Source organism: Streptomyces sp. NBC_00704 (assembly GCF_036226605.1).
GTDB lineage: Bacteria > Actinomycetota > Actinomycetes > Streptomycetales > Streptomycetaceae > Streptomyces.
This window is the reverse complement of sequence record NZ_CP109000.1, coordinates 3293885-3320718: the sequence shown is the minus strand read 5'-3', so window position 1 is coordinate 3320718 and position 26834 is coordinate 3293885. Positions and strand designations below refer to the sequence as shown.

At 70.2% G+C, this 26834-nt stretch carries 20 protein-coding genes, 1 tRNA gene, 4 pseudogenes and 1 riboswitch; of the genes and pseudogenes, 19 read left to right on the top strand and 6 right to left on the bottom strand.

The window, feature by feature from the left end:
• Nucleotides 1–563: 563 nt before the first annotated feature.
• Both OG802_RS14470 and OG802_RS14465 read right to left on the bottom strand, forming a co-directional pair.
• Nucleotides 564–1368 (bottom strand): annotated as a pseudogene (locus OG802_RS14470) (IS5 family transposase).
• A gap of 80 nt (nt 1369–1448) precedes the next feature.
• Nucleotides 1449–2190 (bottom strand): annotated as a pseudogene (locus OG802_RS14465) (transposase family protein).
• A gap of 158 nt (nt 2191–2348) precedes the next feature.
• On the opposite strand from OG802_RS14465, the gene OG802_RS14460 reads away from it, so the two are divergent.
• Nucleotides 2349–3320: a hypothetical protein gene (locus OG802_RS14460; protein ID WP_329410738.1), complete on the top strand. Its 972-nt coding sequence runs from the start codon at nt 2349–2351 to the stop codon at nt 3318–3320.
• Nucleotides 3321–3482: 162 nt separating this feature from the next.
• Here OG802_RS14460 and OG802_RS14455 read toward each other — a convergent pair whose 3' ends face one another.
• The gene (locus tag OG802_RS14455; protein WP_329410736.1) at nt 3483–3887 is read right to left on the bottom strand and encodes a hypothetical protein; all 405 of its coding nucleotides are present in this window, start codon (nt 3885–3887) and stop codon (nt 3483–3485) included.
• 301 nt (nt 3888–4188) lie between these two features.
• Here OG802_RS14455 and OG802_RS14450 point away from each other — a divergent pair, with 301 nt between their 5' ends.
• From OG802_RS14450 to OG802_RS14395, 12 genes are all read left to right on the top strand, one after another.
• On the top strand, nt 4189–5019 hold the full coding sequence (locus OG802_RS14450; protein WP_329410734.1) for a glycoside hydrolase domain-containing protein: 831 nt from the start codon (nt 4189–4191) through the stop codon (nt 5017–5019).
• A 79-nt stretch (nt 5020–5098) separates the two neighbouring features.
• The gene (locus OG802_RS14445) at nt 5099–5434 is read left to right on the top strand and encodes a hypothetical protein (RefSeq protein ID WP_329410732.1); all 336 of its coding nucleotides are present in this window, start codon (nt 5099–5101) and stop codon (nt 5432–5434) included.
• Nucleotides 5435–5470: 36 nt separating this feature from the next.
• Nucleotides 5471–6130 (top strand): hypothetical protein, encoded by a 660-nt coding sequence (locus tag OG802_RS14440; RefSeq protein ID WP_329410729.1) that lies wholly within the window; start codon nt 5471–5473, stop codon nt 6128–6130.
• A 156-nt stretch (nt 6131–6286) separates the two neighbouring features.
• Nucleotides 6287–6931 carry a SurA N-terminal domain-containing protein gene (locus OG802_RS14435; RefSeq protein ID WP_329410726.1) on the top strand — a complete coding sequence of 215 codons (645 nt, stop codon included), beginning with the start codon at nt 6287–6289 and terminating at the stop codon, nt 6929–6931.
• A gap of 134 nt (nt 6932–7065) precedes the next feature.
• Nucleotides 7066–8121 (top strand): nucleoside triphosphate pyrophosphohydrolase, encoded by a 1056-nt coding sequence (locus OG802_RS14430; protein ID WP_329410724.1) that lies wholly within the window; start codon nt 7066–7068, stop codon nt 8119–8121.
• Nucleotides 8122–8336: 215 nt separating this feature from the next.
• Nucleotides 8337–9647, top strand: coding sequence for a cytochrome P450 family protein (locus OG802_RS14425; protein WP_329410722.1), 1311 nt, complete (start codon nt 8337–8339; stop codon nt 9645–9647).
• 189 nt (nt 9648–9836) lie between these two features.
• On the top strand, nt 9837–10910 hold the full coding sequence (locus OG802_RS14420; RefSeq protein ID WP_329410719.1) for a transglycosylase family protein: 1074 nt from the start codon (nt 9837–9839) through the stop codon (nt 10908–10910).
• A 208-nt stretch (nt 10911–11118) separates the two neighbouring features.
• A riboswitch (cyclic di-AMP (ydaO/yuaA leader) is annotated at nt 11119–11304 on the top strand.
• A 3-nt stretch (nt 11305–11307) separates the two neighbouring features.
• Nucleotides 11308–12021, top strand: a complete 714-nt coding sequence (locus OG802_RS14415; protein WP_329410716.1) for a transglycosylase family protein — start codon at nt 11308–11310, stop codon at nt 12019–12021.
• 392 nt (nt 12022–12413) lie between these two features.
• Nucleotides 12414–13709 carry a phosphopyruvate hydratase gene (gene eno / locus OG802_RS14410; RefSeq protein ID WP_329410713.1) on the top strand — a complete coding sequence of 432 codons (1296 nt, stop codon included), beginning with the start codon at nt 12414–12416 and terminating at the stop codon, nt 13707–13709.
• A gap of 132 nt (nt 13710–13841) precedes the next feature.
• Nucleotides 13842–14318, top strand: coding sequence for an FtsB family cell division protein (locus OG802_RS14405; protein WP_329410711.1), 477 nt, complete (start codon nt 13842–13844; stop codon nt 14316–14318).
• Nucleotides 14319–14339: 21 nt separating this feature from the next.
• Nucleotides 14340–14930, top strand: coding sequence for a DUF501 domain-containing protein (locus tag OG802_RS14400; RefSeq protein ID WP_329410709.1), 591 nt, complete (start codon nt 14340–14342; stop codon nt 14928–14930).
• Nucleotides 14927–15880 carry a Ppx/GppA phosphatase family protein gene (locus OG802_RS14395; RefSeq protein ID WP_329410707.1) on the top strand — a complete coding sequence of 318 codons (954 nt, stop codon included), beginning with the start codon at nt 14927–14929 and terminating at the stop codon, nt 15878–15880. Before OG802_RS14400 ends, OG802_RS14395 begins: the two co-directional genes overlap by 4 nt.
• A gap of 144 nt (nt 15881–16024) precedes the next feature.
• Here the strand turns inward: OG802_RS14395 and OG802_RS14390 are convergent.
• Nucleotides 16025–16235, bottom strand: a pseudogene (locus tag OG802_RS14390) (type II toxin-antitoxin system Phd/YefM family antitoxin).
• A gap of 537 nt (nt 16236–16772) precedes the next feature.
• Between OG802_RS14390 and OG802_RS14385 the strand changes: the two are divergent.
• From OG802_RS14385 to OG802_RS14375, 3 genes and pseudogenes are all read left to right on the top strand, one after another.
• Nucleotides 16773–18167, top strand: a complete 1395-nt coding sequence (locus OG802_RS14385) for an NAD(P)/FAD-dependent oxidoreductase (RefSeq protein ID WP_329410705.1) — start codon at nt 16773–16775, stop codon at nt 18165–18167.
• Nucleotides 18168–18369: 202 nt separating this feature from the next.
• Nucleotides 18370–18971 (top strand): annotated as a pseudogene (locus OG802_RS14380) (Uma2 family endonuclease).
• A 174-nt stretch (nt 18972–19145) separates the two neighbouring features.
• Nucleotides 19146–20435: a class I SAM-dependent methyltransferase gene (locus OG802_RS14375; RefSeq protein ID WP_329410703.1), complete on the top strand. Its 1290-nt coding sequence runs from the start codon at nt 19146–19148 to the stop codon at nt 20433–20435.
• A 92-nt stretch (nt 20436–20527) separates the two neighbouring features.
• Here OG802_RS14375 and OG802_RS14370 read toward each other — a convergent pair whose 3' ends face one another.
• Both OG802_RS14370 and OG802_RS14365 read right to left on the bottom strand, forming a co-directional pair.
• On the bottom strand, nt 20528–23056 hold the full coding sequence (locus tag OG802_RS14370; protein ID WP_329410700.1) for an ABC transporter permease: 2529 nt from the start codon (nt 23054–23056) through the stop codon (nt 20528–20530).
• 53 nt (nt 23057–23109) lie between these two features.
• Nucleotides 23110–23880, bottom strand: coding sequence for an ABC transporter ATP-binding protein (locus OG802_RS14365; protein WP_329410698.1), 771 nt, complete (start codon nt 23878–23880; stop codon nt 23110–23112).
• Nucleotides 23881–24298: 418 nt separating this feature from the next.
• On the opposite strand from OG802_RS14365, the gene OG802_RS14360 reads away from it, so the two are divergent.
• The 3 genes from OG802_RS14360 to OG802_RS14350 all read left to right on the top strand — a co-directional run bounded on the left by OG802_RS14360 (nt 24299) and on the right by OG802_RS14350 (nt 26789).
• Nucleotides 24299–24382: transfer RNA gene (locus OG802_RS14360), tRNA-Leu, on the top strand.
• A 126-nt stretch (nt 24383–24508) separates the two neighbouring features.
• Nucleotides 24509–25684, top strand: a complete 1176-nt coding sequence (locus OG802_RS14355) for a 4-hydroxybenzoate 3-monooxygenase (RefSeq protein WP_329410696.1) — start codon at nt 24509–24511, stop codon at nt 25682–25684.
• A 211-nt stretch (nt 25685–25895) separates the two neighbouring features.
• Nucleotides 25896–26789 (top strand): Bax inhibitor-1/YccA family protein, encoded by an 894-nt coding sequence (locus OG802_RS14350; protein WP_329410694.1) that lies wholly within the window; start codon nt 25896–25898, stop codon nt 26787–26789.
• Nucleotides 26790–26834 lie beyond the last annotated feature (45 nt).

Genomic DNA, 26834 nt, shown 5'->3' with positions numbered 1-26834 from the left:
GCTTGCGGCTATCATCTGCTGATGCCCTATGACGCAACAGTCCCAGAGGGCCATGGATTTATTTCCACTGGTCCTCTGGTGTCTGGCGGCAGTAGTTGAGGTTGAAAGTTTCGCAAGTGGAGGAAGATATTCGATCCTGTAGGATGCAATGTCGGCCAGGGGATTCGACGTAACCTCCGTTCGGATCATGCCGTCGCTGCTGGAAACTTCGCACCGCGCGGCTCGATGGATCGATTCTGAACTCTCCAAGGGAACGTACGCATGCTGAGTGAGGTAGGTAGTGAAGTCCTCGCCTCGTCTTCTGTGAGGAGAACGGCGACGACGCTATCCCTGTCATGAGGGTATGGGAGCTAGGCGCCACTGAGGCAAGGGATGTTTGGGGCAGTGCTTGATCCAGATTTCCGACGATTCTGAGGATGTCCAGATCGATGTAGCCGGGGAGGAGATCTCCTGGCCGAAAGGCTGTCTGTTGCCTCGACCTATGGGTGTCCAAGTTCTCGTCGAGGCTGCAGACAGAGAAAAGGTGTGGAATCGGTTCACGTGGGTCGAACAGTGAACCTCTTTCATCCTGAATAGTCGCAGGTCAAGAGTGTGTGGATGGCTTGGACGGCGGTGCCAATACGCCGGGTGGAACATCGGGCTCGCCGTAAGAGTCGCCAGGACTTCAGCTGCGCGAAGGCGCGTTCGCCGGGAGCCCGCAGCCGGGCGTGGTCACGGTTGAACTCCTGGTAGTGCTCGGGCTGTTCGTTGTGGTGGTAATAGGGGGTGCGGACAGTGGCGCCGGCACCCTGGTAGGCCCGGTCCGCGAGGACGAGGATCTGTCGGGTCAGGCACGCTTGGATGATGCCGTGGGCGCGGGCCGCGGTGAGGTCATGGGTACGTCCTGGTGTCGCGCGTGAGAACCACAGTGGTGTGCCGTCCGGGGCCGCGATGACCTGTACGTTCATGCCGTGCTTGCGGTGCTTCTGGGAGTAGTAAGGCTCGTCCGCCTTGATGCGGTCGGTCGGGATGAGCGTCCCGTCGACGATGACGAAGTCGCCCTCGCCCAGCCCGACCAGGGCCTCGTGCAGGCCCGGCGCCCAGGCGGCCAGGACCTCAAGCGTCTCGTCGACGTAGCGCCAGGCCGTCGCTTCCGACACCCCGAAACCGGCGCCGATCTGTGCGAACGTCTCGTTCTTCCGCAGGTGGGCCAGTGCCAGCAGGGCCTGCTTGAAGCAGCTCAACTTCCGCCATGGTGAGCGAAGTTCACGCCTTCGGGTGTAGACGAGCCAGGAGACATGCTCGACCAGCTCGTACGGGACGTCGAGCATGGAAGGATACGGAACCAACGAAGCCCCCGGCCGTCGGCGTGTTGAGTGAGATCACCACACCAACGACGAGGGGCTTCGCTACGTCACCACCACGCTGACCAGCCTGTTTCACTCCTCAGACCCCAGGATGAAAGAGGTTCAGTGAGAGTCTTGGCGATGCCGCTCCAGGGTGAGAACGGCCTTGGGATTGACGTCATGCGGTTGGGGCTCCATCGGGTTCGGTGGGAGATTCGCCAGGATTTCAGGTGGGCGATTCCTCGTTCGACGGGTGCGCGGGCGGCGGACAAGGATCGGTTGGCCGTCTGTCCGGGCGGGGTGAGCTCGCCCTGGAGCGGCCGACGCTTTGGGGTGGTGACCCACTCGTCCGCGCCGATGTAGGCCATGTCGGCGAGGACGGGGACGCCCTGGCACTCGCAGATCCTGATGATCTTGTGGGTGCGGGCGACGGTCAGGTCGTGTATTCGGCCGGACATGGCGGACGGGAGCCACAGGGTGCGACCGACTGGGTCCGTGATGACCCGCACGTTCACACCGTGTCGCTTGTGCTTCGTCGTATGGTCCGAGCGCCCGTCGCCGACCCGGTCGCACTGGGCGAGCGTGCCGTCCACGAGAACGTAGTCGGGGTTCGTCTCGCGTAGGACCTTCAACAGGCCCGGTGCCGTGTTGGCCGGGTGCTCGACGACGCTGGTGACGTACGCGTGGGCGGTGCCGACGGAAATGCGGAAAACCGCGGGGAGTTGGGCCAGGGGGTGATGCCGACGCAGGTATACCAGAGCGGTCACCGCACGCTCGGACGGCCGGAGTTTGCAGCGTCGGTCACCCTCACGGGTGACGATCGGTAATGCTGCGGCAGGTCGAGTGCGCCAGGATTTGGGGCCAACAGGGCTCCAAAGTCCGAGAGTTGAGATCCGGACACCTCTCCCAACGGTATGGGAGCTCTGTCCGTTGCCGACGATCCCACCGTCACCCTTCCGAAGGTCACCCTGAAAGTTCTCAGTCACTCTCTGACGAGGCGGGGGGAGAGCTTCAGGTTGCCCGATGCCGCACAGTTTCACCGGTTCGACCCGGGTGCTGATGGCCGACGGCACGACGAAGGCCATCGACCGGGTGCGCGTGGGCGACGAGATCACCAACTCGGTGCCGGGCGCTACGGGCACCCAGGCCCACAAGGTGACCGCGGTCATGTCGCGGGCGGGAGCGAGGTGGCCGTTCCTCAGACTCGCCTGCTGGCTCTTCACCCACCGGCAACTCAGCTTGTTTTGTCAGCCATTGTCAGGCGCGCGGGTCCTGGTCATGGGCACTGCTTTCTGGAACACCGATGACTGTGAGGGGAGCCCAATGGACTGGCGGTTCGACGGGATTTTGACAGCGCAGATTCGAAGGATGGACCGGGCCCAGCGGCACCAGGCTGTGTTCTTCGCGCTGCGCCGGTTGCAGGCGCCTCTGACAGACATCCCCATGCCAGAGGAATGGGGCGTCGATCCGACAGCGCTCGCGGTTCTCCTTCGCCAAGGCGCAGCACAGCTGAATGGTGAGCCTAACGATGCTTTCCAGCAGGCGCTCGATCGATTCAGTGAGGCGCCACTGTTCGAGTCCGAAGTCGATCCGCAGCTGCCTGAGAACTTCCAGTTGGAGGCCATCAGCGGTTGGATGCTGGCGAGTGAGGCGCTGGGCGAGATGAGTGAGGCCCAGACAGACGCTCTCGTCGTCCGCACTCGAGAACTGGCCGACTATCTCGACGTGTACTTGCGCGATACGTTGACAGTGGTGCCGGGGGAGGAGGAACGCGAGCGGTACCTCGGGAATGTCGCCGAACCTCTCCGCGCCTACAACGCGGGCTATTTCGCCACTCGGAATCTCGAAGTCGAGGGCCGGTGCCACGAGGGGATCCTCACCGCTGCCGACGGCCCCGACCTGCTGGCGTCAGCGACGGGGCGCGAGCTGCTGGACCTCTGCGACAACTACAGCCGTGAACTGGCAGCGGTGCTCTCGGCGGTTCCACGCGACTGACTCGGTGCGGTGTGAGTTGAAGGCCGGGTGCTTGTCGGTGCAGGCTCCTGGACGAGGTGGGCGCGCGCGGTTGCCCACGCCGTGCCGGAGCCGTCGTCGGCGGCTGCGGATCCGCGCCCCTCTGCCGGCGTTTCGCCGCCCCTCTTCCGGCGGGCGCCGGTTCTACCGCCCGTACGGGTAGCCCTGCTGGTACGGCTGGCCCTGCGGGGGTGCAGGAGTGGTGTAGGCGGGCCCGTTCGCCGGGAGGGCCTTGTCGAACATCGCGAACAGAAGCAGGCCCGTGGCCGTCAGCAGGCCCACCACGACCGTGATGCCGAGGTACGGATCCCCGTCGCCGTCCGCCGTGACGATCGCCCAGGGCAGGGTCACGCACTCGTACAGCGCGAACGAGGCGAAGGCCGCCCAGTCGGAGGAGAGGCCGCGGCGGATCGCGATGTAGAGGAAGGGGACCCAGATCAGCAGGCCCAGCGAACCCCACACCAGGAACCCCCAGGCGAGCCGTTGGGCCCAGCCGCCCGCGAGTCGTCTCTGTACGCCCGTCGCCGTCGATGTCGTCGGCATCGTCATGTCGCCCCCCAAGTAAGCAGAGGGACAGGGTAGGGCACCGGTGCGTCCCTCCAGGCCTTCGCCTCTTTACTGTGACGTGGGCGAATCTTGTAGCTATGGGGGAGCCGTTTTTCCCGATCGCTGGGGTGGCGCGGGTTACGGTGCGATCCGCCCGGTACGGGACGTCGAGTCGACACCGTATCGTCGCAACGAATCAGGGACTTCAGCCTGACACAGGCATATGCGGCCACATCCTCGCGTGTACGGACGAACGGCGTACGCGCGGGTGAAGGTCGTACTACAGACAGACGATGGGGTGGGGATGGCCGAGCACCGGCAGTCCAGGAAGCGCAGATACATCACGTGGGGCGTGGCCGGAGCGGCCGTGCTCGCGGGGGCCGGGATAGCGGCGCAGACCTCGATGGCGGCCACCACCTGGCCCGCCCAGAAGACCTACACCGGCCGCGCCTTCGACGCCTGCACGGCACCGTCGTCGGCCGCGATGAAGGCCTGGAAGACCGACGGGTACTACGGCGGCGCCGCCGTCTACGTCGGTGGCAAGAACCGGGGCTGCGCGCAGCCCAACCTGACCGCTTCCTGGGTGAAGTCGGTCAACACGCTCGGCTGGAAGCTGATCCCGCTCTACGTCGGCGCCCAGCCGCCCTGCCAGACGGGCTCCAGCCCCGAGAAGATCACCGCCGCCACGGCCACCTCCCTCGGCGCGAAGGACGGCGCGGACGCGGTCGCCAAGGCCTCGGCGCTCGGCATGAAGGCCGGCAGCCCGATCTACCTCGACATGGAGGCGTACGACATCACCGACAAGGCGTGCAACGACGCCGTGCTGGCATATGTGCGCTCCTTCACCAAGACACTGCGCGCCAAGATCTACCGGGGCGGCTACTACGGCTTCAGCAGCTCCAGCGCCAAGGCCATCGCCACCGCGACCAACAAGACGGACCTGCCGGGCAACCTCTGGTACGCGCTGTGGGACGGGAAGTACACCACGACCACCGACTGGCCGTGGGGCGCCACCCAGTTCACCAACCACAGCCGTGGTCACCAGTACCAGGTCAACAGCAAGGAGACCCGCGGCGGTTACACGATCACCGTGGACCGTGACGCGTGGGACGCCCCGGTCGCCATCGTCGGCTGAACCGGAACCGGATCCGGAATCGGGTCACAGAGGGGCGAATTCGACGTGCCGGGCGTGAGACGCCGGGGAGGGGCAGGACATGAGGTTCGTCGTCGCGGGAGCGGTGGCCGGTGCGGCGCTGCGCACGCCGGCCGCGCGCGTGGGCTTCGCGTTGTTGCCCGTGCTCAGCGTGGGACTGCTGTGCCCCGTCCCGTCCCTCGTCATGGCGCTGCGCCGGCGTTCCCGGGCGGACTGGTCGGCCTTCGCCGCCTTCAGCGTGGTGCTGGCCGCCTGGCTCACCGAGCTGGCGCTAACGCCGATCGACACGCACGGGGCGCTGTTCGCGCTCGACGCGCTGCTGATCGCCTCGTCGACAGCCGGCGCCGCCACGCACGCGTGGCGGACTTGGCCGCGGCGGCCGGCCACCGGGCGATAGAGGTCAGATGAGTTCGGTAGCGGGAGAACGACGATCGTGAGCAAGCGGATCAGACAGGTGTCCCAGGCCCGGGTGAAACGGGAGACGCGAGGGGTCGGAGGGGCGCAAGGAGCGGGCGGGGCGCGTGCGGGGTGGTCCTTCGCCTTCGGGCGCGCCGCCGTCACATGGCTGCGCGCGCTGCGTGGGCGCACCCTCGCCCTCGCGGCCGGCTCCCTCGCGGCAGCGGCCGCGCTCACCGTGAGCGCCGTCCTCCTCTTCTCCCCCGACGACGACCGCCCCGCCGTCCCCGACACCCGCGCCCGCGCCTATACCGACGTCGACGCCTGCCTCCTCACCGGCGACAAGGGCGTCACCGCCGACAGCACCGCGGCCGCCGTCTGGCAGGGCATGCAGGACGCGTCCCTGAAGACGCACGCGCGGGTGAGCTACGCGCCGGTGACCGGCGAACAGAGCGCTGGCAACGCGCGTCCCTTCCTCAACGGCCTGCTCCAGCGTTCCTGCGATGTCGTCCTGACCGTCGGAGGGCCCGAGGCCACCGCTGCCCGGACGGCGGCGCCGCAGTACGAGAAGGTCGACTTCGTCCTGGTGGGCGACGCCACGCGCGCGAGCGGGAACGTGCGCACGGTCGCCGCGGGCGACGGCGTGCGCACGGCCGTCGCCGACGCCGTCGAGCACGCAGTGGGCGCGCGGGGCTGAGCGCTCGTACCCCGGTGCGGGCGGCGGTCGGGCGCGGCGGTGCCCGAAGTCCTGGTGAATCGTTGGTCGAATGGGTTGGCCCCAGGCCTGCCACTGCCTACCATCGATCACCGCAAGACTTTGTGCACCGTCGCACAATCTCCTCGGGAGGTTTCCTTGCACCGCCGTCGTCGCACCGCGCTCCTGCTGTCCGCCGTGATCGCGGCGGCCCCTCTTCTGGCCGCCTGCGGGAGTGACGCGCATCCCGGCGCGGCGGCCGTCGTCGGCGGGCAGCGGATCACCGTCGCGCAGCTGGAGGGCCGGGTGAAGGAGGTCCGCGCCGCCCAGCGCGCCGCCGTCACCGACGACACCCAGTACGCCCAGGCCGTCGCCCAGACGGGCACCCTCACCCGCGACACCCTGCACAGCATGGTCCTCGACCGGGTGCTCCAGCGGGCCGCCGAGGACGCGGACATCACCGTCACGCCGCGCGAGGTCCAGGAGATGCGGGCCGGGCTGGAACAGCAGGCCGGGGGCCCCGAGGGGCTCCAGAGGGCGTGGCTCCAGCAGTACGGCATCCCGCCGCAGCGTCTCGACGAGAACCTCCGTCTCCAGCTGGAGGCCCAGAAGCTCGCCACCGAGCTGGGCACGAACACCAGCCAGCCCGCCTTCTGGAACGCGCTGTCCAAGGCCTCCAAGTCGCTCGGCGTCGACCTCAACCCGCGCTACGGCAGCTGGGACGCCCGCAAGGTCGCCCGCGTCGACGCGAAGACCCCCTGGGTGCACGAGATCTCGACGGCGGGAAGCCCGCAGACGACGTGACGACGTGACGGCGTGACGACGTGACGGCGTTACGGCGTGACGACGTCGCCGTTCCAGCCCGCCCGGTGTGATGAACGCACCGGGCCTGTGGACAACTCTCCGGGCCGCCGCCGGGTGTGCGTTACGTTCGAGGTGTGAACGCATCCAGCCCGTCCAGCGGCCGCCCGGCCGGCGGTCCCGCCGCGGTCGTCGCCGGTCCGTCCGTCGCCGGTCTTTCCGTTGCCGGTCCCTCCGCCCCCGGCCGCATCGTCCTGCTCACCACCAGCCACCGCGTCGCCCCCGGCCTGCTGTCCTGGCCCGCCTGGCAGGCCCTGCGCGCGGCGGACCGGGTGCTGTGCGCGGACGGCGCGCATCCGCAGCTGCCCTATCTGCGGGACGCCGGTCTCAGCGTCGAGGAGACGTCCCCGACCGCGGAGGGCCTCGTCGCCGCCTGCGAAGGCGGCCGCACCGTCGTTGTCGTGGCGACCGGCGAGGGCGAGCCCGCGCTCACGGACGGACTGGCCCGGCTGGCGGGCTCCGGCCGTGTGGCGATGCCCGAGCTGGAACTGCTCCCCGCCTCCTACGACCTGCCCGGGGCCCGCCTCCTCGACCTCGTCCAGGTCATGGACCGCATCCGGGCCGAGTGCCCCTGGTCCTCCCGGCAGACCCATCGGGGCCTCGCGAAGTACGCCGTCGAGGAGTCCTACGAACTGGTCGAGGCCATCGAGGACGGCGACCGCGACGAACTCCGCGAGGAACTGGGCGACGTCCTGCTCCAGGTCGTCTTCCACGCCCGCATCGCCGAGGAGGACGAGGAGTCCCCCTTCTCCGTCGACGACGTCGCGGGCACGATCGTCGCCAAGCTCATCCACCGCCACCCCCATGTCTTCGGCGACGCCACGGCCACGACACCGGAGGAGGTCAAGGAGCACTGGCTGCGCACGAAGGCGGAAGAGAAGCGGCGCGCGTCCGTGACGGACGGCGTCCCCCTCCACCAGCCCGGGCTGGCCCTCGCCACCAAGCTGGTCGCGCGCGCCCGGACGGCGGGACTGGACGTGGCCCTGCCGGCCGCCGACGGCATCGGCTACGAACTGCTCGCCCTCGCCGCCCGCGCCGAGTCCGAGGGCGTGGACCCCGAGGCGGCGCTCCGCGCGGCGACCCGCGCCTACCGCGACGCCATCCGCGCCACCGAAGGCATACCGGAGGAGTAGCACGGCCACCCTTCGCGCCCGCGGCGGGTTGAGCGGGCGTGCGGCGGCGCGGGGCGGGCGTGCGGTGGCTGACCACTTCACGCCGCCTGCCCGGCCCGCCTCCCCGCCCAGCCTCCTCGCCCGCCCCCCTGCCCCGCCGCCCGCCGGAACGTGTCCTCGCTCGCCCCCCGCAGGCCCGCGGAACGCGTCCTCCGGGGTCCGGTTACCGTCGTGGAGTGACCAACCCGCCCCGTCCCCAGGCCGACGTCCCGCCCGCTCCCGAGTTGTTCACCTGGGAGTTCGCCACCGACCCCTACCCCGCCTATGCCTGGCTGCGCGAGCACGCGCCCGTGCATCGCACGCGACTGCCCAGTGGTGTCGAGGCATGGCTGGTCACGCGGTACGCCGACGCGAAGGAGGCTCTCGCCGACCAGCGGCTGTCGAAGAATCCGGCGCACCACGACGAGCCCGCGCACGCGAAGGGGAAGACCGGTATCCCCGGCGAGCGCAAGGCCGAGCTGATGACGCATCTGCTGAACATCGACCCGCCCGACCACACCCGGCTGCGCCGCCTGGTCAGCAAGGCGTTCACGCCCCGCCGGGTCGCCGAGTTCGCGCCCCGGGTGCAGGAGCTGACCGATCAGCTGCTGGACCGGTTCGCGGAGCGGGGCGAGGCCGACCTGATCCACGACTTCGCCTTCCCGCTGCCCATCTACGCCATCTGCGACCTGCTGGGCGTCCCGCGCGAGGACCAGGACGACTTCCGGGACTGGGCGGGCATGATGATCCGGCACGGCGGCGGGCCGCGTGGCGGGGTCGCGCGGTCGGTGAAGAAGATGCGCGGCTATCTGCTGGAGCTCATCCACCGCAAGCGCGCGGAGCTGCCCGCTCGGCCGGCGCCGGGCGAGGACCTCATCTCCGGTCTCATCCGCGCCTCCGACCAGGGTGAGCACCTCACCGAGAACGAGGCCGCCGCCATGGCGTTCATCCTGCTGTTCGCGGGTTTCGAGACGACGGTGAACCTCATCGGCAACGGCGCCTACGCCCTCCTCACCCACCCCGAGCAGCGTGCGCGCCTGCAGAGGTCGCTCGCCGGGGACGACGGCGAGCCCTCCCTGCTGGAGACGGGCATCGAGGAACTCCTGCGCTACGACGGGCCCGTGGAACTGGCGACCTGGCGGTTCGCGACCGAGCCGCTGCGGATCGGCGGGCAGGACATCGCGCCGGGCGACCCCGTCCTCGTCGTCCTCGCGGCGGCGGACCGCGACCCGGCGCGGTTCGCGGACCCCGATGTGCTGGATCTGTCCCGTCGTGACAACCAGCACCTCGGCTACGGCCACGGCATCCACTACTGCCTGGGCGCCCCGCTGGCCCGGCTGGAGGGACGGACCGCGCTCGCCACTCTCCTCACACGGCTGCCCGATCTCCGACTGGCGGCGGATCCGGCCGAGTTGAGGTGGCGGGGCGGGCTCATCATGCGCGGGCTGCGGACGTTGCCGGTGGAGTTCGCTCCGGAACGTTCCGGCTCCGGACAGGCCCGGATCTGAGCGAAAGTCAGCCGGAGTGTGACCGTTCTACGGAGCAAAGGTGACCGGTCCTCAACTCTGTGATCTTCACGTGATCTGCGCGGCATGAACTTGTGACAAGTGATCGTCTGCCTATACGTTCACTCGTCAGCGCGACGGGCCGGTCTCGGACGCCGCGCCGGTCACTGCTGTCCACAGAAAGGCCCTCGCATGCTCTCCGGGAACGGTCGGCACCGTCGCCCCCGTCAGGCTCCGGCCCTCCTCGTCGCGGCCGGGGTGACCGGTTCGGCCATCGCCATCCCGCTGCTGGCCGCCTCCGGCGCCAGCGCCGCCGACGGCACGGTGTGGGACAAGGTGGCGCAGTGCGAGACCGGCGGCTCGTGGAGCGCCGACAAGGGCGACGGCGAGCTCGGCGGTCTGAGCCTCAGCCAGAAGGACTGGGAGACGTACGGGGGGCTCGACTACGCGACCCGTCCCGACCTGGCCAGCCGCAACCAGCAGATCGCGGTGGCGCAGAAGGTGCTCGCGGCGCAGGGCATCGGCGCGTGGGGGACCTGCGGGCTGACGTCCGGCCTCACCAAGGCGAACGGCGCGCTGCCCGTGGACACCGGCCTGGCGGACGACTCCTCCGGCTCGGCCTCCTCCGGACTGTCCGATCTGTCCCGAGGGCTGTCCGGATCGTCCGGTTCCGGGTCGTCGGACTCGACGGGCTCCACCGGCGGTGCGGACGGTTCGGGTGACGGCTCGTCCGGCGCGGACGGATCGTCCGACTCGTCCGACTCGACCACCGATCCCAGCGGTTCGCCCTCGGAGTCCGCTTCCTCCTCTTCCTCGGCTTCATCCTCTTCGTCCCCTTCGGCCTCTTCCTCCGCCGCGGGTGACTCCACCGGCTCCGCCGCGGGCAAGGGGGCGGGTGCTGCGGGCGACGGATCCTCCACGGTCACCCCGGAAGTGAACGAGTCGGACAATTCGGGCCAGGATGTGGGCTCTTGGAGTCTCGTCGACACCGGCTCCCTCGGCGCCGGCCGGCACCGCGGGCCCACCGCCGACGAGGACACGGCCAAGAGCGCCACGAACGTCGCGCCGAGCGGCACCGCCCCCGCCACCGCCGGCCGGCACGCCGCGGCCACCTACGTCGTCCAGGAGGGGGACTCGCTCGCGTCCATCGCCGACTCCCTTGGCCTCGACGGCGGATGGCGCGGCCTGTACGCCGAGAACAAGGACCTCATCGGCGGCGACCCGAGCGACATCGCGCCCGGTCAGACCCTCGACACAGGGGCCTAATAGGGCGCAAAACCCGGTAAATACAGCGGGAGTTCACGTCACGCTTCGCGCCGAATGTCCGGTTTGGTGAAAGTGTGGGATGAGTCTCAGAAGCCCTGATCGTCTTTGAAATTCGGCGGATCACGTGTCTACGGTCGAGGCCGCTCGGCAACCCGAGCCCCGGCCGTCGCAACGCCGAATCCTGCCAGCGGCAGTCCGGGAACAGTCGTCGCGTCAAGCGCCGTAGGCAGGAGCGGGGGACCCAAGGTAAGCGCCGGGACCGGCTGTAGAGGCTGGATCCGGCTTGGGGTGAAGTCACCCCTCCGGGAAGCGATCGCTTCCGTGGAGGAGTGACCGGGCAACTCACACGGCCCGAACCCGACAGCTCACCTCGCAGGCGTCGGTGAGGGGATCCACCATGCTGTTTTCCGCCAAGGGCAAGCACCGTCGTCCGTCCAAGGCCACCCGCGCCGCCGCTCTGGCCGGCGTCACCGGTGTCGCCATCGCCGCCCCGCTGATGGCGGCCGGCAGCGCCTCCGCCGCCACCGCCTCCGAGTGGGACACGGTCGCCCAGTGCGAGTCCGGCGGCAACTGGTCCATCAACACCGGCAACGGCTACTACGGCGGCCTTCAGTTCTCCGCCTCCACCTGGGCCGCGTACGGCGGCACGCAGTACGCCGCGCAGGCCAACCAGGCCTCCAAGTCGCAGCAGATCTCCGTCGCCGAGAAGGTGCTCGCCTCCCAGGGCAAGGGCGCCTGGCCGGTGTGCGGCACGGGCCTGTCCGGCGCCTCGTACAACGGCGGCTCCGACTCCTCGAACTCCTCCGGTTCGTCCAGCTCCTCCAACTCCTCGGACAGCGGCAGCAGCGCCCGCTCGACCGAGAAGCAGAGCGCCTCGCGCTCCACCGACCGTCCGGCCGCCACCAAGAAGTCCAAGACGGTCACCACCCCGACCGGCAAGAAGGTCAAGAAGGGCGACGGCGAGTACAAGGTCGTCAAGGGCGACACCCTCAGCTCCATCGCCGAGAAGCACAAGGTCAAGGGCGGCTGGCACAAGCTGTTCGAGCTGAACAAGGACATCGTCGAGGACGCGAACCTCATCTTCCCGGGCCAGCAGCTGCACCTGAAGTGACAGCCGGCTCCCCGGGAAGCCACAGCTCTCCCACGGCCGAGGCCCGCACACTTCGGGCCTGACGAGGTCCTGATGAAGGCCTGGCGAGGGCCTCATGAGGACCCGGTGAGGGCCGCCCCCGTCCCCACGGGCTCCCCGCTCCGGTGCGTGTTCCCCCGTACGCACCGGAGCGGGGTTTCTCTTTGTCCGGACGCCCGTCCGCGGGCCCCCGTCGGCCTTTCTCGGCCACCCCCTTTGTTCCGGGCGTGAACAATGGGTACGGTCTGTCTGTCCACGGGACGGTCGGTCGGCTGCCGACGGCCCGGGGACGGTTAGGCTCTAGTCGCAAGGCCCGCCGCGGTCCGTCACGGCCCGCGGGCCCCGCACAACCAGCGTCACATCCCAAGAAGGAGATGCTCGTGCCGTCCATCGACGTCGTCGTAGCCCGGGAAATCCTGGACTCCCGAGGCAACCCCACGGTCGAGGTCGAGGTCGGCCTCGACGACGGCAGCACGGGTCGTGCCGCCGTACCGTCCGGCGCTTCCACCGGCGCCTTCGAGGCCGTCGAGCTCCGCGACGGCGACCCCAACCGCTACCACGGCAAGGGTGTCGAGAAAGCCGTCCTCGCCGTCATCGAGCAGATCGGCCCGGAGCTCGTCGGCTACGACGCCACCGAGCAGCGCCTGATCGACCAGGCCATGTTCGACCTGGACGCCACCGACAACAAGGGCTCCCTCGGCGCCAACGCCATCCTCGGCGTCTCGCTCGCCGTCGCCCACGCCGCCTCCGAGGCCAGCGACCTGCCGCTGTTCCGCTACCTGGGCGGCCCGAACGCGCACCTGCTGCCCGTTCCGATGATGAACATCCTGAACGGCGGCTCGCACGCCGACTCCAACGTGGACATCCAGGAGTTCATGATCGCCCCGATCGGCGCGGAGTCCTTCTCCGAGGCGCTGCGCTGGGGCGCCGAGGTCTACCACACCCTCAAGAAGGTGCTGAAGACCAAGGGCCTGTCCACCGGTCTCGGCGACGAGGGCGGCTTCGCCCCGAACCTGGAGTCCAACCGCGCCGCGCTCGACCTCATCATCGAGGCCATCCAGCAGGCCGGTTACGTCCCCGGCGAGCAGATCGCGCTCGCCCTCGACGTGGCCGCGTCCGAGTTCTACAAGGACGGCGCGTACGAGTTCGAGGGCAAGTCCCGCTCGGCCGCCGAGATGACCGAGTACTACGAGGAGCTCGTCTCCGCGTATCCGCTGGTCTCCATCGAGGACCCGCTGTTCGAGGACGACTGGGCCGGCTGGAAGGTCATCACCGACAAGCTGGGCGACAAGGTCCAGATCGTCGGCGACGACCTCTTCGTCACCAACCCCGAGCGCCTCGCCCGCGGCATCGAGGAGGGCTCCGCGAACGCCCTGCTCGTCAAGGTCAACCAGATCGGCTCGCTGACCGAGACGCTGGACGCCGTCGAGATGGCCCAGCGCAACGGCTTCAAGTGCATGATGTCCCACCGCTCCGGCGAGACCGAGGACGTCACCATCGCCGACCTCGCCGTCGCGGTGAACTGCGGCCAGATCAAGACCGGCGCCCCGGCCCGCTCGGACCGCGTCGCCAAGTACAACCAGCTGCTGCGCATCGAGGAGATCCTCGACGACGCCGCCGTGTACGCCGGCCGCAGCGCCTTCCCCCGGTTCCGCTCCGCGAACCAGTAGGACAGGCCCAAGGCGCGGCAGCGGCGCGGCGCCGACCCCACGGGTCAAGGCTCCGCCAGTCGTACGTACGTCCCCGTACTCGGTCCCGTACCGTGTGCGGGGACGTACGCACGTGAAGGGGAGGCGGAGCACATGCCCGTGAGGGACCGGGACCGGTTCTCCACCGCGACCAGGATCAAGCTGCTCGGCGAGCAGACCGCGGCCCGGGTCTACCGCTCCCAGACGAAGCGCCAGGCCCGCCGCTCACGGCTCACCGGGCGCGCCGCCCTGCTGGCGCTCGTCCTGTGCACGCTGATCGTGGCCCTGGCCTACCCGATGCGCCAGTACGTCTCCCAGCGCGCCGAGGTGGCCGATCTGCAACGCGAGAAGCAGCAGGCCGGCGAGCGCGTGCGGCAGCTGCGCGACCTGAAGGCGCGCTGGCAGGACGACGCGTACGCCGAGCAGCAGATCCGACAGCGGCTGCACTACGTGCTGCCGGGGGAGACCGGCTACATCGTCGTCGACCCGGACGCGGCCCGGCAGTCCCGCGCCGAGCTGGGGGCGGCGGACCGCCCCTGGTACTCGAACGTCTGGGACGGGGTCGACTCGTCGGACGCCTCCGACCAGTGACCGACCGATAGAAAGACAGGCATGGAAACAGCCCCGCCGACCACTCCGCGCACCGAGCCCACCGACGCGGACGTCGAGGCCTTCAAGCAGCAGCTGGGACGGCCGCCGCGCGGTCTGCGCGCGATCGCGCACCGCTGCCCGTGCGGACAGCCGGACGTCGTCGAGACGGCCCCGCGGCTGCCCGACGGAACGCCCTTCCCGACGCTGTACTACCTGACGTGCCCGAAGGCCAACTCGGCGATCGGCACGCTGGAGGCGAACGGCGTGATGAAGGAGATGACCGAGCGGCTGCGGACCGACCCGGAGCTGGCCGCCTCCTACCGCGCCGCGCACGAGGACTACGTCCGGCGCCGGGACGAGATCGAGGAGCTGAAGAACTTCCCCAGCGCCGGCGGCATGCCGGACCGGGTGAAGTGCCTGCACGTGCTGGTGGCGCACTCCCTGGCGGCCGGTCCGGGCGTCAACCCGCTCGGCGACGAGGCACTGGCGATGCTCCCGCAGTGGTGGAGCAAGGGCGCCTGCGTGACCCTCGCGTCCGGCCCGGCGGCCGACTCCGCGGCCGACTCCCCGGCCGACTCCGCTGCCGACTCCGCGGCGGGGGAGGGGCGGTGACGCGGGTCGCCGCCGTCGACTGCGGCACCAACTCCATCCGGCTGCTCGTCGCCGACGCCGATCCGCGGACCGGCGAGATCGTCGACCTGGACCGCCGGATGACGATCGTCCGGCTCGGCCAGGACGTCGACCGCACCGGCCGGCTCGCCCCCGAGGCGCTGCAACGGACCTTCGCCGCCTGCCGCGAGTACGCGGCCGTCGTCAAGGAACTCGGCGCGCAGCGGCTCCGTTTCGTCGCCACCTCCGCCTCCCGGGACGCGGAGAACCGGGACGAGTTCGTGCGCGGCGTGCTGGACATCCTGGGCGTCGAGCCCGAGGTCATCACCGGCGAGCAGGAGGCCGAGTTCTCCTTCACGGGCGCCACGAAGGAACTGGCCGGCCGCGACGACCTCACCCGGCCCTACCTGGTCGTCGACATCGGCGGCGGCTCGACCGAGTTCGTCGTCGGCGACGACCGGGTGCGCGCCGCCCGTTCCGTCGACGTGGGCTGCGTGCGGATGACCGAGCGGCACCTGGTCGTGGACGGGAAGGTCACCGACCCGCCGACCGAGCGCCAGATCGCGGCCATGCGCGCCGACATCGAGGCCGCCCTGGACGTCGCCGAGCGCACCGTGCCCCTGCGCGAGGCGCACACCCTGGTGGGCCTGGCCGGTTCGGTCACCACGGTCTCGGCGATCGCGCAGGGACTGCCGGAGTACGACTCGGCGGCCATCCACCACTCGCGCGTCTCGCACGAGAAGGTCCGCGAGATCACCGACCGGCTGCTGCGCTCGACGCACGCCGAGCGCGCGGCGATCGGCGCGATGCACCCGGGCCGGGTGGACGTGATCGGGGCGGGCGCGCTGGTGCTGCTGTCGGTCATGGAGCGGATCGGCGCGCGGGAGGTCGTGGTGAGCGAGCACGACATCCTCGACGGCATCGCCCACAGCTGCGCCGCCGAGGCGCGCTGAGGGGCACTGCCGGGCAGTGCCCGCACCGGGCGGGGCGCCAGCGGCCGCGGACCGCGGACGGCGGACGTCCCGCCGATGGCCCATCTCGACCACGAGGAGGGCGAGTTCACCGTTGTCGATCCGTGGGGGGCCGGAGGACGTACGTCACGCCGTCCCGCCGTCCCGCCCGGTGAAGAGGTCTGCCAGCAGCTCCGCCATGGACACGGTGGCGCCGCCCTCGGCCAGCACCGCTTCGGCCCTCGCGCGCCGGCATCACGTCGGCCGCTTCCTCCAGCGCTTCGAAGTCCGAGACCGGGACCACGGCCGCCACCGGGCGTGTGACGAGGGTCGGGACGCCTTTCCCGGCCCGGTCGATGTGGTCGGCGAGGCGCGGCGCGTGCTCACGGGGGCATCGAGGTCGTGGGCGATCTCCGAAGGCGTCGCGTAGTCGGTCGGCCGGTGCGGCTTCGATGCTGCGCGCGCACTCTGCTGAGCAGGCAGGACGCCCGGATGAGCACGGTCGGGGGCCCTTCGCGGGCCCTCGGACGCCCTCTCGTGGCACCCCGTCGGAAAAGTTCGTGAAGTTCTTCACAAGGAATTCGGCCCCGCCGGAGGGCGAAGATGTCCCGGTTGACCCTTCCAGGGCCCCAACTGCCGTGTGAACGTGTTCAAAACAGGCGTGCGCGGACGTATCGCGGGGGGCAGGGAGGGGGTCGGCCGGAGGGCCTCACGGCAGCCTCGGGAACCCGGAGAGGCAGCTCAAGCGGCATTGACAACGTCACGCCCTACACGCCGGTTCCCGCCTCGCGCCATGATGTGGATCACGCGAGCGGCGGAGGATAGCACACACCCCCGGCAAGCTTGTGAAGGGGCGCACGAGCGACCCCCTCCAACCGGGTGGATACTCGATGGCATGAGCACCACGGAGCGTCCCAGGATCCTCGTAGTAGGCGGTGGGTACGTAGGCCTGTACGCAGCTCGGCGCATCCTCAAGAAGATGCGCTACGGCGAGGCGACCGTCACGGTCGTCGACCCTCGGTCGTACATGACCTACCAGCCCTTCCTCCCCGAAACCGCCGCCGGCAACATCTCCCCGCGCCACGTCGTCGTCCCGCTGCGACGCGTGCTGCCCAAGGCGGAGGTCCTCACCGGCCGGGTCACCACCATCGACCAGGACCGCAAGGTCGCCACGATCGCCCCGCTGGTGGGCGAGGCGTACGAGCTGCCCTTCGACTACCTGGTGATCGCGCTCGGCGCGGTCTCCCGCACCTTCCCGATCCCCGGCCTCGCCGAGCAGGGCATCGGCATGAAGGGCGTCGAGGAGGCCATCGGCCTGCGCAACCACGTCCTGGAGCAGCTGGACAAGGCCGACTCCACGACCGACGAGGAGATCCGCCGCAAGGCGCTCACCTTCGTCTTCATCGGCGGCGGCTTCGCCGGCGCGGAGACCATCGGTGAGGTCGAGGACCTGGCCCGCGACGCGGCCAAGTACTACAAGACGGTGTCCCGCGAGGACATGCGCTTCATCCTGGTCGACGCCGCGGACAAGATCCTGCCCGAGGTCGGCCCCAAGCTCGGCCAGTACGGCAAGCAGCACCTGGAGAGCCGCGGTGTGGAGATCTACCTCTCCACCTCGATGGACTCCTGCGTCGACGGCCACGTCGTCCTGAAGAACGGACTCGAGGTCGACTCCAGCACGATCGTGTGGACGGCCGGCGTCAAGCCCAACCCGGTGCTCGCCCGCTACGGCCTCCCGCTCGGCCCGCGCGGTCACGTCGACACCGCCCCGACCCTCCAGGTCCAGGGCACCGACTACATCTGGGCCGCCGGCGACAACGCCCAGGTCCCCGACGTCGCCGCCCGCAAGGCCGGCGTCGAGAACGCCTGGTGCCCGCCGAACGCCCAGCACGCGCTGCGTCAGGCCAAGGTCCTCGGCGACAACGTGATCTCCGGCATGCGGGGCTTCCCGCAGAAGGAGTACGCGCACTCCAACAAGGGTGCGGTGGCGGGCCTCGGCCTCCACAAGGGCGTCGCGATGATCGTCATGGGCAAGATGAAGATCAAGGTCAAGGGCCGTCTCGCCTGGTACATGCACCGTGGCTACCACGGCATGGCGATGCCGACCTGGAACCGCAAGATCCGCGTCTTCGCCGACTGGACCCTCGGCATGTTCCTCAAGCGCGAGGTCGTGGCGCTGGGCGCGCTGGAGTCCCCGCGCGAGGAGTTCTACGAGGCCGCCAAGCCCGCCCCGGTCGCCGCGAAGCCGGCCGCCGAGAAGACCGAGAACGAGAAGGCCAACGCCTCCTGACCTCGCGTCACCCGACCTCGGGCCTGCGGGCCCGCGGGCACTGAACACCCCCGAAGGGGCCGTCCGCCATCCGTGGTGCGGACGGCCCCTTCGGCGTCCCGCGGCCGGGGCGGAGCGTGTTGTCACCCTTCGTGATGACGATCTCCGATTGCGCCGGTTACCGTGGTCGGGCAGGCCGAGAAGCCCCCTCATGGGAGGAACCATGACCGCCGAGCCCCTCTCCGAGACCAGCTCCCGCTGGCCGGTGCCGCCCCGGGACGGATACACCGTGGACGACCTGTGCACGCTGCCCGACCTCCCGCCGCACACCGAGCTGATCGACGGGAGCCTGGTTTTCCTGAGTCCGCAGCGTCGCTTTCACGCGAAGATGATCGAACTGCTGCTGCACGGCCTGCGCCGCACCTTGCCGAAGAGCATGAAGGTCGAACGCGAGATGACCGTCGTCCTGGACCGCCGCAACGGCCCGGAACCGGATATCAGCGTCGTGCGTGCAGAGGCGGTCACCGGCCTGGACCAGACCCGCTTCCAGGCAGCCGACTCCTGCTCGCAGTAGAAGTCGTCTCCCCGGACTCCGAGGCCCGCGACCGCGACACCAAGCCCCACAAGTACGCCGCCGCAGGCATCCCGCACTTCTGGCTGGTCGAGCTGGCCGAGGCGGACCAGCAGCCCCTGGTCCGCACCTACGAACTCGACCCGGTGACCAAGACCTACGGATTCACCGGCACCCACCGCGACCTGCTGAAGGTGGGCGTTCCCTACAGCATCGACATCGACATCACCCCCGAAGCCCTCGACGCGCTCTGACGCGTCCGGCTCCGCCGGCGCACCGGCGTGCGGCGTGTGCCGTCCGGTGCGTGTCGTGTGCCGTGTGCAGGTATTTTGCCCAGCCGTGACGGCGTCGCGGGACTGGACACCGCACCCCCTCGTGTTTACGTGGTGACAGGGCATTCCGGGATCACCGTCACGGAGGTGTGCATCATGGCCGACGCCGCGCCGCGGCTCCATGGACTCGTCGAACAGCTGCTGGGCGCACCGTTCCCGCTGCGCCTGCGCGCCTGGGACGGTTCGCAGGCCGGCCCGCCCGGCGCGCCGACCCTGGCCGTACGCCACCGCCGGGCCCTGCGCCGCCTCCTGTTCAAGCCCGGCGAACTGGGCCTGGCCCGCGCCTGGGTGGCCGGCGACGTGGAGATCGAGGGCGACCTGTACACCGCGCTCGACCTGGTCTCGGGGCTCCTGTGGGAGCGCGACGACGACGCCCGCACCCTCGCCCAGGCGCTGCGCGACCCCGAGTTCCGCGCCGCGGCCCGCGGTCTGCTGAGGCTCGCCGGGCCCCCGCTGCCGCCCGCGCCGCCCCGCGAGGAGATCCGCCGCACGGGCCACCTGCACACCCGCCGCACCGACCGGCGCGCCGTCAGCCACCACTACGACGTCGGCAACGACTTCTACGCACTCGTCCTCGGCCCGTCCATGGTGTACTCCTGCGCCTACTGGCAGACCCCGGACGGCACTCTCGAGGACGCCCAGCGCGACAAGCTCGAACTCGTCTGCCGCAAGCTCGCCCTGACGCCCGGGCAGCGGCTCCTGGACGTCGGCTGCGGCTGGGGCTCGATGGCGGTCCACGCGGCCCGCGAGCACGGCGTGCGCGTCGTCGGGATCACCCTCTCCCAGGAGCAGGCCGCGCACGCCCGCAAACGCGTCGCCGAGGCCGGCCTCACCGACCGGGTCGAGATCCGCGTCCAGGACTACCGGGACGTCGCCGACGGCCCGTACGACGCGATCTCCTCCATCGGCATGGCCGAACACGTCGGCTCCGACAGATACCTGGAGTACGCGCGCGTCCTGCACGCGCTCCTGAAGCCGGGCGGACGGCTGCTCAACCACCAGATCGCCCGCCGCCCGCAGCGCGACGAGTCCGCCTACGGCGTGGACGCCTTCATCGACGCCTACGTCTTCCCCGACGGTGAACTCGCCCCCGTCGGCACCACGGTCGGCCACCTCGAACGCGCCGGATTCGAGGTCCGCGACCTGGAGTCGATCCGTGAGCACTACGCCCTCACCCTGCGCCGCTGGGTGGCCCGGCTGGAGGAGGGCTGGGACCGGGCCGTCCACCTGACCGGACCCGGCCGCGCCCGCGTCTGGCGGCTCTACATGGCCGCCTCCGCCGTCGCCTTCGAACGCAACCGCCTCGGCGTCAACCAGATCCTGGCCGTGCGGACCCCCGAGACGGGCGACTCGGGGATGCCGCTGCGGGCCCGCGCCTGGAACTGACCCGGAACGGACGAAGGGGCCCCGCGCCGTCTCCCGGCGCGCGGCCCCTTCTCCTGTGCCGTTCCCCCGTTCCCCGTACCGCTGCTCCGCCGCTACTCCGACTTGATCGCCGTCAGCATGTTCAGCCGGGAGGCCCGGCGGGCCGGCCACAGCGCCGCCAGGATGCCCACCGCGGCGGCCAGGGCCAGGAAGAGCGCCATCCGGCCCCAGGGCAGGACGAGTTCGTACGTGGCCATCTTCGTGCCGAGCAGTTCGCCGGCCGCCCAGCCGAAGAACACGCCCAGCCCGATGCCGAGCACCCCGCCGAAGAGCGAGATCACGAGGGACTCCAGCCGGACCATCCGCTTCACCGAGCGCCGGTCCAGGCCGATCGCCCGCAGCATGCCGATCTCCTGGGAGCGCTCGAAGACGGACATCGCGAGGGTGTTGACGACGCCGAGGACGGCGACGATCACCGCCATGGCGAGCAGCCCGTAGAGCATGTTCAGCAGCAGCGTGAACATCTTCGCGATCTCGTCGGAGAGGTCCTGCTTGCTCTGCACCTTGATGGCCGGGTTGGAGCCGAGGGCCTTCTCCAGCCGGTCCTTCGTGGCGTCCGAGACGCCGCCGGCCGTCTTGACCATGACCTGCATGTCGGCCGGGTCCTCGACGTGCGGGGTCAGCGCCGAGTCGTCGAGGAGGATGCCCCGGATCAGCTCGTTGCTCTCGTACACCCCGGCGACCGTCAGCCGCTGGCTCTTGCCGTCCTCGTAGTGCACGGTGAACGCCGAACCGGCCTTCCAGCCGTAGGACTTCGCGGTGCCCGCGTCGACGACGACCCGCGAGCCGCCCACCGTGAAGGCGCCGTTGTCCATGGGCAGGTCGGTGAGCCGGCCGAAGGCGGAGCCGTTGACGCCGGTGAGGTACTCGGTCTCGCCGTCGATGCGGCCGGGCGCGTTGCGCATCGGGCTGGTGGCGGTCACCCCGTCGACGGTCTTCAGCTTCGCGTCGACGTCCGGGGACAGCTCGTTGCCGTTGGCCATCGACACGACGTAGTCGGCCTTGATCGCGGCGGACGCCATCTTGTCGATGGACTTCTGAAGGCTGCCCGCCATCACGGTCATGCCGGTGATCAGGGTCAGGCCGATCATCAGCGCGGAGGCCGTGGCCGCCGTGCGGCGCGGGTTGCGCACCGAGTTCTGGCGGGCCAGCTTGCCCGACACCCCGAAGATCCGCAGCACCGGCGCGGACGCCGCGATCAGCGGGCGCGACAGCAGCGGGGTCAGGATGAACACGCCGATGATCAGCAGCACCGCGCCGAGGCCCATGGGGGCCTGGCCGTCGGAGCCGTCCATCGTCGTCGCGGCCAGGACGACGGCCACGCCCGCCGCCGAGAACAGCGCGCCCAGCGTGTTGCGCAGCACCAGCGACCGGGCGGTCGCGGCGGCGTGCACGCTGCTCATCGCGGCGACCGGCGGGATCTTCGCGGCCCGGCGGCCGGGCAGCCAGGCCGCCACCATGGTGATGACGATGCCGACGGCCATGGCGGTGGCGACGGTGCCGGGGGAGACGACGAGCGGCCCGTCGGGGACGGTCGCCCCCAGCGTCCCCAGCAGGGAGCGCAGCCCGGCGCCGATGCCGACGCCGGCCGCCAGTCCGGTCACGCCGGCGACCGTGCCGACCACGAGCGCCTCGATCAGCACCGACCGGGTGACCTGCCGGCGCGAGGCGCCCACGGCCCGCAGCAGGGCGAGTTCCCTGGTGCGCTGGGCGACCAGCATGGTGAAGGTGTTGGCGATGATGAAGGTGCCCACGAACAGCGCGATGCCGGCGAACACCAGCAGCCCCTGCTTCATCCCGCTCATCGACGCCGCGATCACCTTCGCCTGGTCGTCGGCGAGCTGCCTGCCGGTGGTGGTCTCGACCTGGTCCTTCGGCAGGGCGGCGTCCAGGGCGGACTTCAGCGCGCTCTGCGAGGTCCCGGGAGCCGCCTTCACGTCGATCTCGTCGTAGACGCCGGGCTTGCCGAACAGCTTCTGCGCGCTCGCCGTGTCGAACAGGGCGAGGCTGCCGCCGGCGGCGACGTTGCCGTCGTCGGTGCTGAACACGCCGGTGACGCGCGGGGAGAGGACCGGGCCGTCGACGGAGATCCGCACGGTGTCGCCGACCCCGTACCCGGCGCGCTCGGCGGTCTTCTCGTCGATGACGACCTCGTTCACGCCGCTCGGGGCGCGCCCCGAGACGAGCGGGTACCGGGCGTCCTTCGTCCCCCAGTAGTTGCCGCCCTGCGACTGGAAGCCGCCGCCTATGAGCTTGCCGTCCTTGTCGGCCATGGCGGTGAAGCCGGTCACGACGCCGACGGCGGACGCGGCCCCCGGCGCCTTCGCGGCGCGCTCCAGCGTGGCCTGCGTCAGTTCGGGCGTCTTGACGATGCGGTCGCCGACGTCGGGCTGGGACTCGCCGGTCACGGCGACGTCGACCTGGTCGAAGCCCTTGGCGGAGCTGTTCTGCAGGGCGTCGGAGAGGGTGTTGGTGAAGACCAGGGTCCCCGACACGAAGGCCACGCCGAGCATCACGGCGAGCACGGTCATCAGGAGCCTGGCCTTGTGCGCGAGCACATTGCGCAGGGCGGTACGGAACATGGGTGGTGTCTTCTCAGTCCTGCTCGTCGGCGAGCGGTAGGTCCCGGTACGGGTCAGCTGGTGCGGCCCTTGGCGTCGAACCGCTTCATGCGGTCGAGCACCGACTCGGCGGTCGGGCCGTGCACCTCGTCGACGATCCGGCCGTCCGCGAGGAAGACCACCCGGTCCGCGTAGGCCGCGGCCACCGGGTCGTGGGTCACCATCACCACCGTCTGCCCGAGTTCGCGCACGGAGTTGCGCAGGAAGCCCAGCACCTCGGCGCCGGAGCGGGAGTCGAGGTTGCCGGTCGGCTCGTCGCCGAAGATGATGTCCGGCCGCGAGGCCAGGGCGCGGGCGACGGCGACCCGCTGCTGCTGGCCGCCGGAGAGCTGCGAGGGCCGGTGGCTGAGCCGGTCGGCGAGCCCGACCATGCCGATGACCTTGTCCAGCCACTCCTTGTCCGGCTTGCGGCCCGCGATGTCCATCGGCAGGGTGATGTTCTCGAGCGCGGTCAGCGTCGGCAGCAGGTTGAACGCCTGGAAGATGAAGCCGATCTTGTCCCGGCGGAGCTTGGTGAGCTGCTTGTCCTTCAGGGAGCCGAGTTCGGTGTCGCCGATGCGCACGGAGCCGGAGGAGAAGGTGTCCAGGCCCGCCACGCAGTGCATGAGCGTGGACTTGCCGGAGCCGGAGGGCCCCATGATCGCGGTGAACTCGGCCTGGCGGAAGTCGACCGAGACCCGGTCCAGGGCGACCACCTGGGTCTCGCCCTGTCCGTAGATCTTCGACAGTTCCGTGGCGCGTGCTGCCGCTGTGGTGGTCCGGTCGGCGAGGGGGCTGGTGGTCACGGAGTGGTGCTCCTGTCGGGACGACGGCGGTTTCCTGGGGGACGTGAACCATCGTCGCGGCCCTGGGCCGCCGTGTAGTCAGCCGCTGTTCCGGTTCTGAAGGCAGACTCCGGACGGACCGGGGGCCCTCGTGTCATACCTGGGGATGACGCCCGACCCCTACTCGCTCCCGCACCCGCCTGTCTGCTGGACGTTCGTCAAGAACCGGTGGAGCAACCTCGTTCGGACGGTGAAATTCCGTCATTCCGCATGCACAAGCGGTTTCCGCACGGGACGCTGCTGGCAAGTGCGGACAGTGGGTCACCGGTGCTGATGCACCCTCAGACATCAATAAAATAAGACAACATCGGGTCTGATCGCCGTCGGACGGGGGGACGGATCCCGATAGGGTCGGTAGCTCAAGCGGAGCCCTCGGCCTGCCCAGATGGTGGAATGCAGACACGGCGAGCTTAAACCTCGCTGCCCCTTCGCGGGCGTGCCGGTTCAAGTCCGGCTCTGGGCACTTCCGACGTCTCGGCGACCCCTCAGCCGTCTCGACCGTTGACACCCGCGGAGTGCGGGCGCACACTCACGTCCCAGATCGGTGAACAAAAGTTCACTGTGCGAACTTCCCTGGGAGGATGGCCCGATGCGCACCACCGTCGGCATCGTCGGCGCCGGCCCCGCCGGCCTGCTCCTCGCCCGCCTGCTCCATGTCGCCGGCATCGACTCCGTCGTGCTGGAGAGCCGCGACCGGGCCTACGCGGAGAACCGCCAGCGCGCCGGGATCCTGGAGCAGGGCACGGCGGACGTCCTGCGCGCGGCCGGCGCCGGGGAGCGCATGGACCGGACCGGACTGCGTCACGACGGCATCGAGCTGCGGTTCGCCGGGCGGCGCCACCGCGTGGACTTCCCCGCCCTGACCGGTGGCCGGTCCGTGACGGTCTACGCCCAGACGGAGGTGTGCAAGGACCTCATAGCCCTCCAGCTCGCGCAGGGCGGCCCGCTGCTGTTCGAGGCGGAGGCGCTGGCCGTCGAGGACGCCGCCACCGACCGGCCGCGCGTGCGCTTCCGTCACGAGGGCGTCGAGGACGTCCTGGAGTGCGACTACGTCGTGGGCTGCGACGGCTTCCGGGGCGTCGCCCGCACGGCGTTCCCGGCTGCGGTCACCCGCGTCTTCGAGCGGACGTACCCCTTCGGGTGGCTCGGGATCCTCGCCGACGTGCCGCCCTCGCACGACGAACTCGTCTACGCCCGCCACGCGCGCGGATTCGCGCTGCTGTCCATGCGCTCGCCGTCCGTCTCCCGGCTCTATCTCCAGGTGCCCCAGGGCACGGACGCGCGGGAGTGGGCGGACGAGGCGATCTGGGACGAGCTGGACCGGCGGCTCGCCACCGACGACGGCTGGAAGCTGGAACGCGGCCCGATCACCCAGAAATCGGTCACCGCCATGCGGTCCCACGTCCACGAGCCCATGCGGCACGGCCGGCTCTTCCTCGCCGGGGACGCGGCCCACATCGTCCCGCCGACCGGGGCCAAGGGGCTGAACCTCGCCGTCGGGGACGTCGTCACGTTCGCGCGTGCCCTGACCCACCAGCGGGACACCGGGTCGTCCGCCCTCCTCGACGCCTACTCCGCGACCTGTCTGCGGCGCGTGTGGCAGGCGGAGCGGTTCTCCTGCGACATGACGGCCCTGCTGCACCCCGCCCCCGGCGCCACCCCCTTCGAGGAACGGCTCCAGCTCGCCCGCCTGGAGCGGATCGCCGCCTCACGGGCCGCGGAGACCGATCTCGCCGAGGGCTACACCGGCTTCTCGTTCGATTGATCGAACAGCGGGGTTCGTCCGGTCTCCGTGGGATACCGGCCTTGTCCCGGCTTGGTCATGATCGGTGACGGACCGGGCCGGGAATCACCACGCCGCGTAGCGTGTTGCGCGACAGGACGAGGGAAAGATCCTCCCCAAGCACTAGGGTCAATCCTTTGCCTACCTATTACCCTTGAGCCAAGGCCGCGCAGTGTGGCCATGGAGGAGTGCAATGAGGAGCAGAAACCCGGTCTTCTCGCGACGGGGGTTCAGCCGCGACAACGGCTACGCGGGCTTCAACGCCGCGCCGCAGGCCGGGGGACCCGCAGTCGGCACGCAGCAGGGCAACCCGTACGCCCAGCAGGCCGGCAACCCGTACGCGCAGAACCCCTACGCCCAGCAGGACCTGCAGTACGGCGTCCCGCCGCAGGCCCCGGCCGCCACCGGCCGGATGACCATGGACGACGTCGTCGCGCGCACCGCGACCACGCTCGGCGCCGTGGTCGTCACGGCGGTCCTGTCGTGGCTGCTGCTGCCGGTCGACGAGGCCAACATCAACAAGTCGTACGGCATCGCCGTCGGCGCCGGTCTGGTCGCCATGGTGCTGGCGCTGGTCCAGTCGTTCAAGCGACGCCCGGTGCCCGCGCTGATCCTGTCGTACGCCGCGCTCGAGGGCGTCTTCCTCGGCGTGATCTCCAGCGCGGTGTCCACCTACATCGCGGACGGCGTCGTCGCCCAGGCGGTGCTCGGCACCATGGCGGTCTTCGCCGGCGTGCTCGTGGCGTACAAGGCGGGCTGGATCCGCGTCAACCGCCGCTTTTACGGCTTCGTGATGGCCGCCGCGATCGGCTTCGTGCTGCTGATGGCCGTGAACCTGCTGTTCGCGGTCTTCGGCGGCGGTGACGGCCTCGGCTTCCGCAGCGGCGGCCTGGGCATCGTGTTCGGCATCATCGGCATCATCCTCGGCGCCTGCTTCCTCGCCCTCGACTTCAAGCAGGTCGAGGACGGCATCGCCTACGGCGCCCCGCGCGAGGAGGCCTGGCTCGCCGCCTTCGGCCTCACGATGACGCTGGTGTGGATCTACATGGAGTTCCTGCGGCTCCTGTCGATCCTGAACAGCGACTGACCCGCCGCGCACGGCGCGACAACGGCGAAGGGCCCCGGGACACCG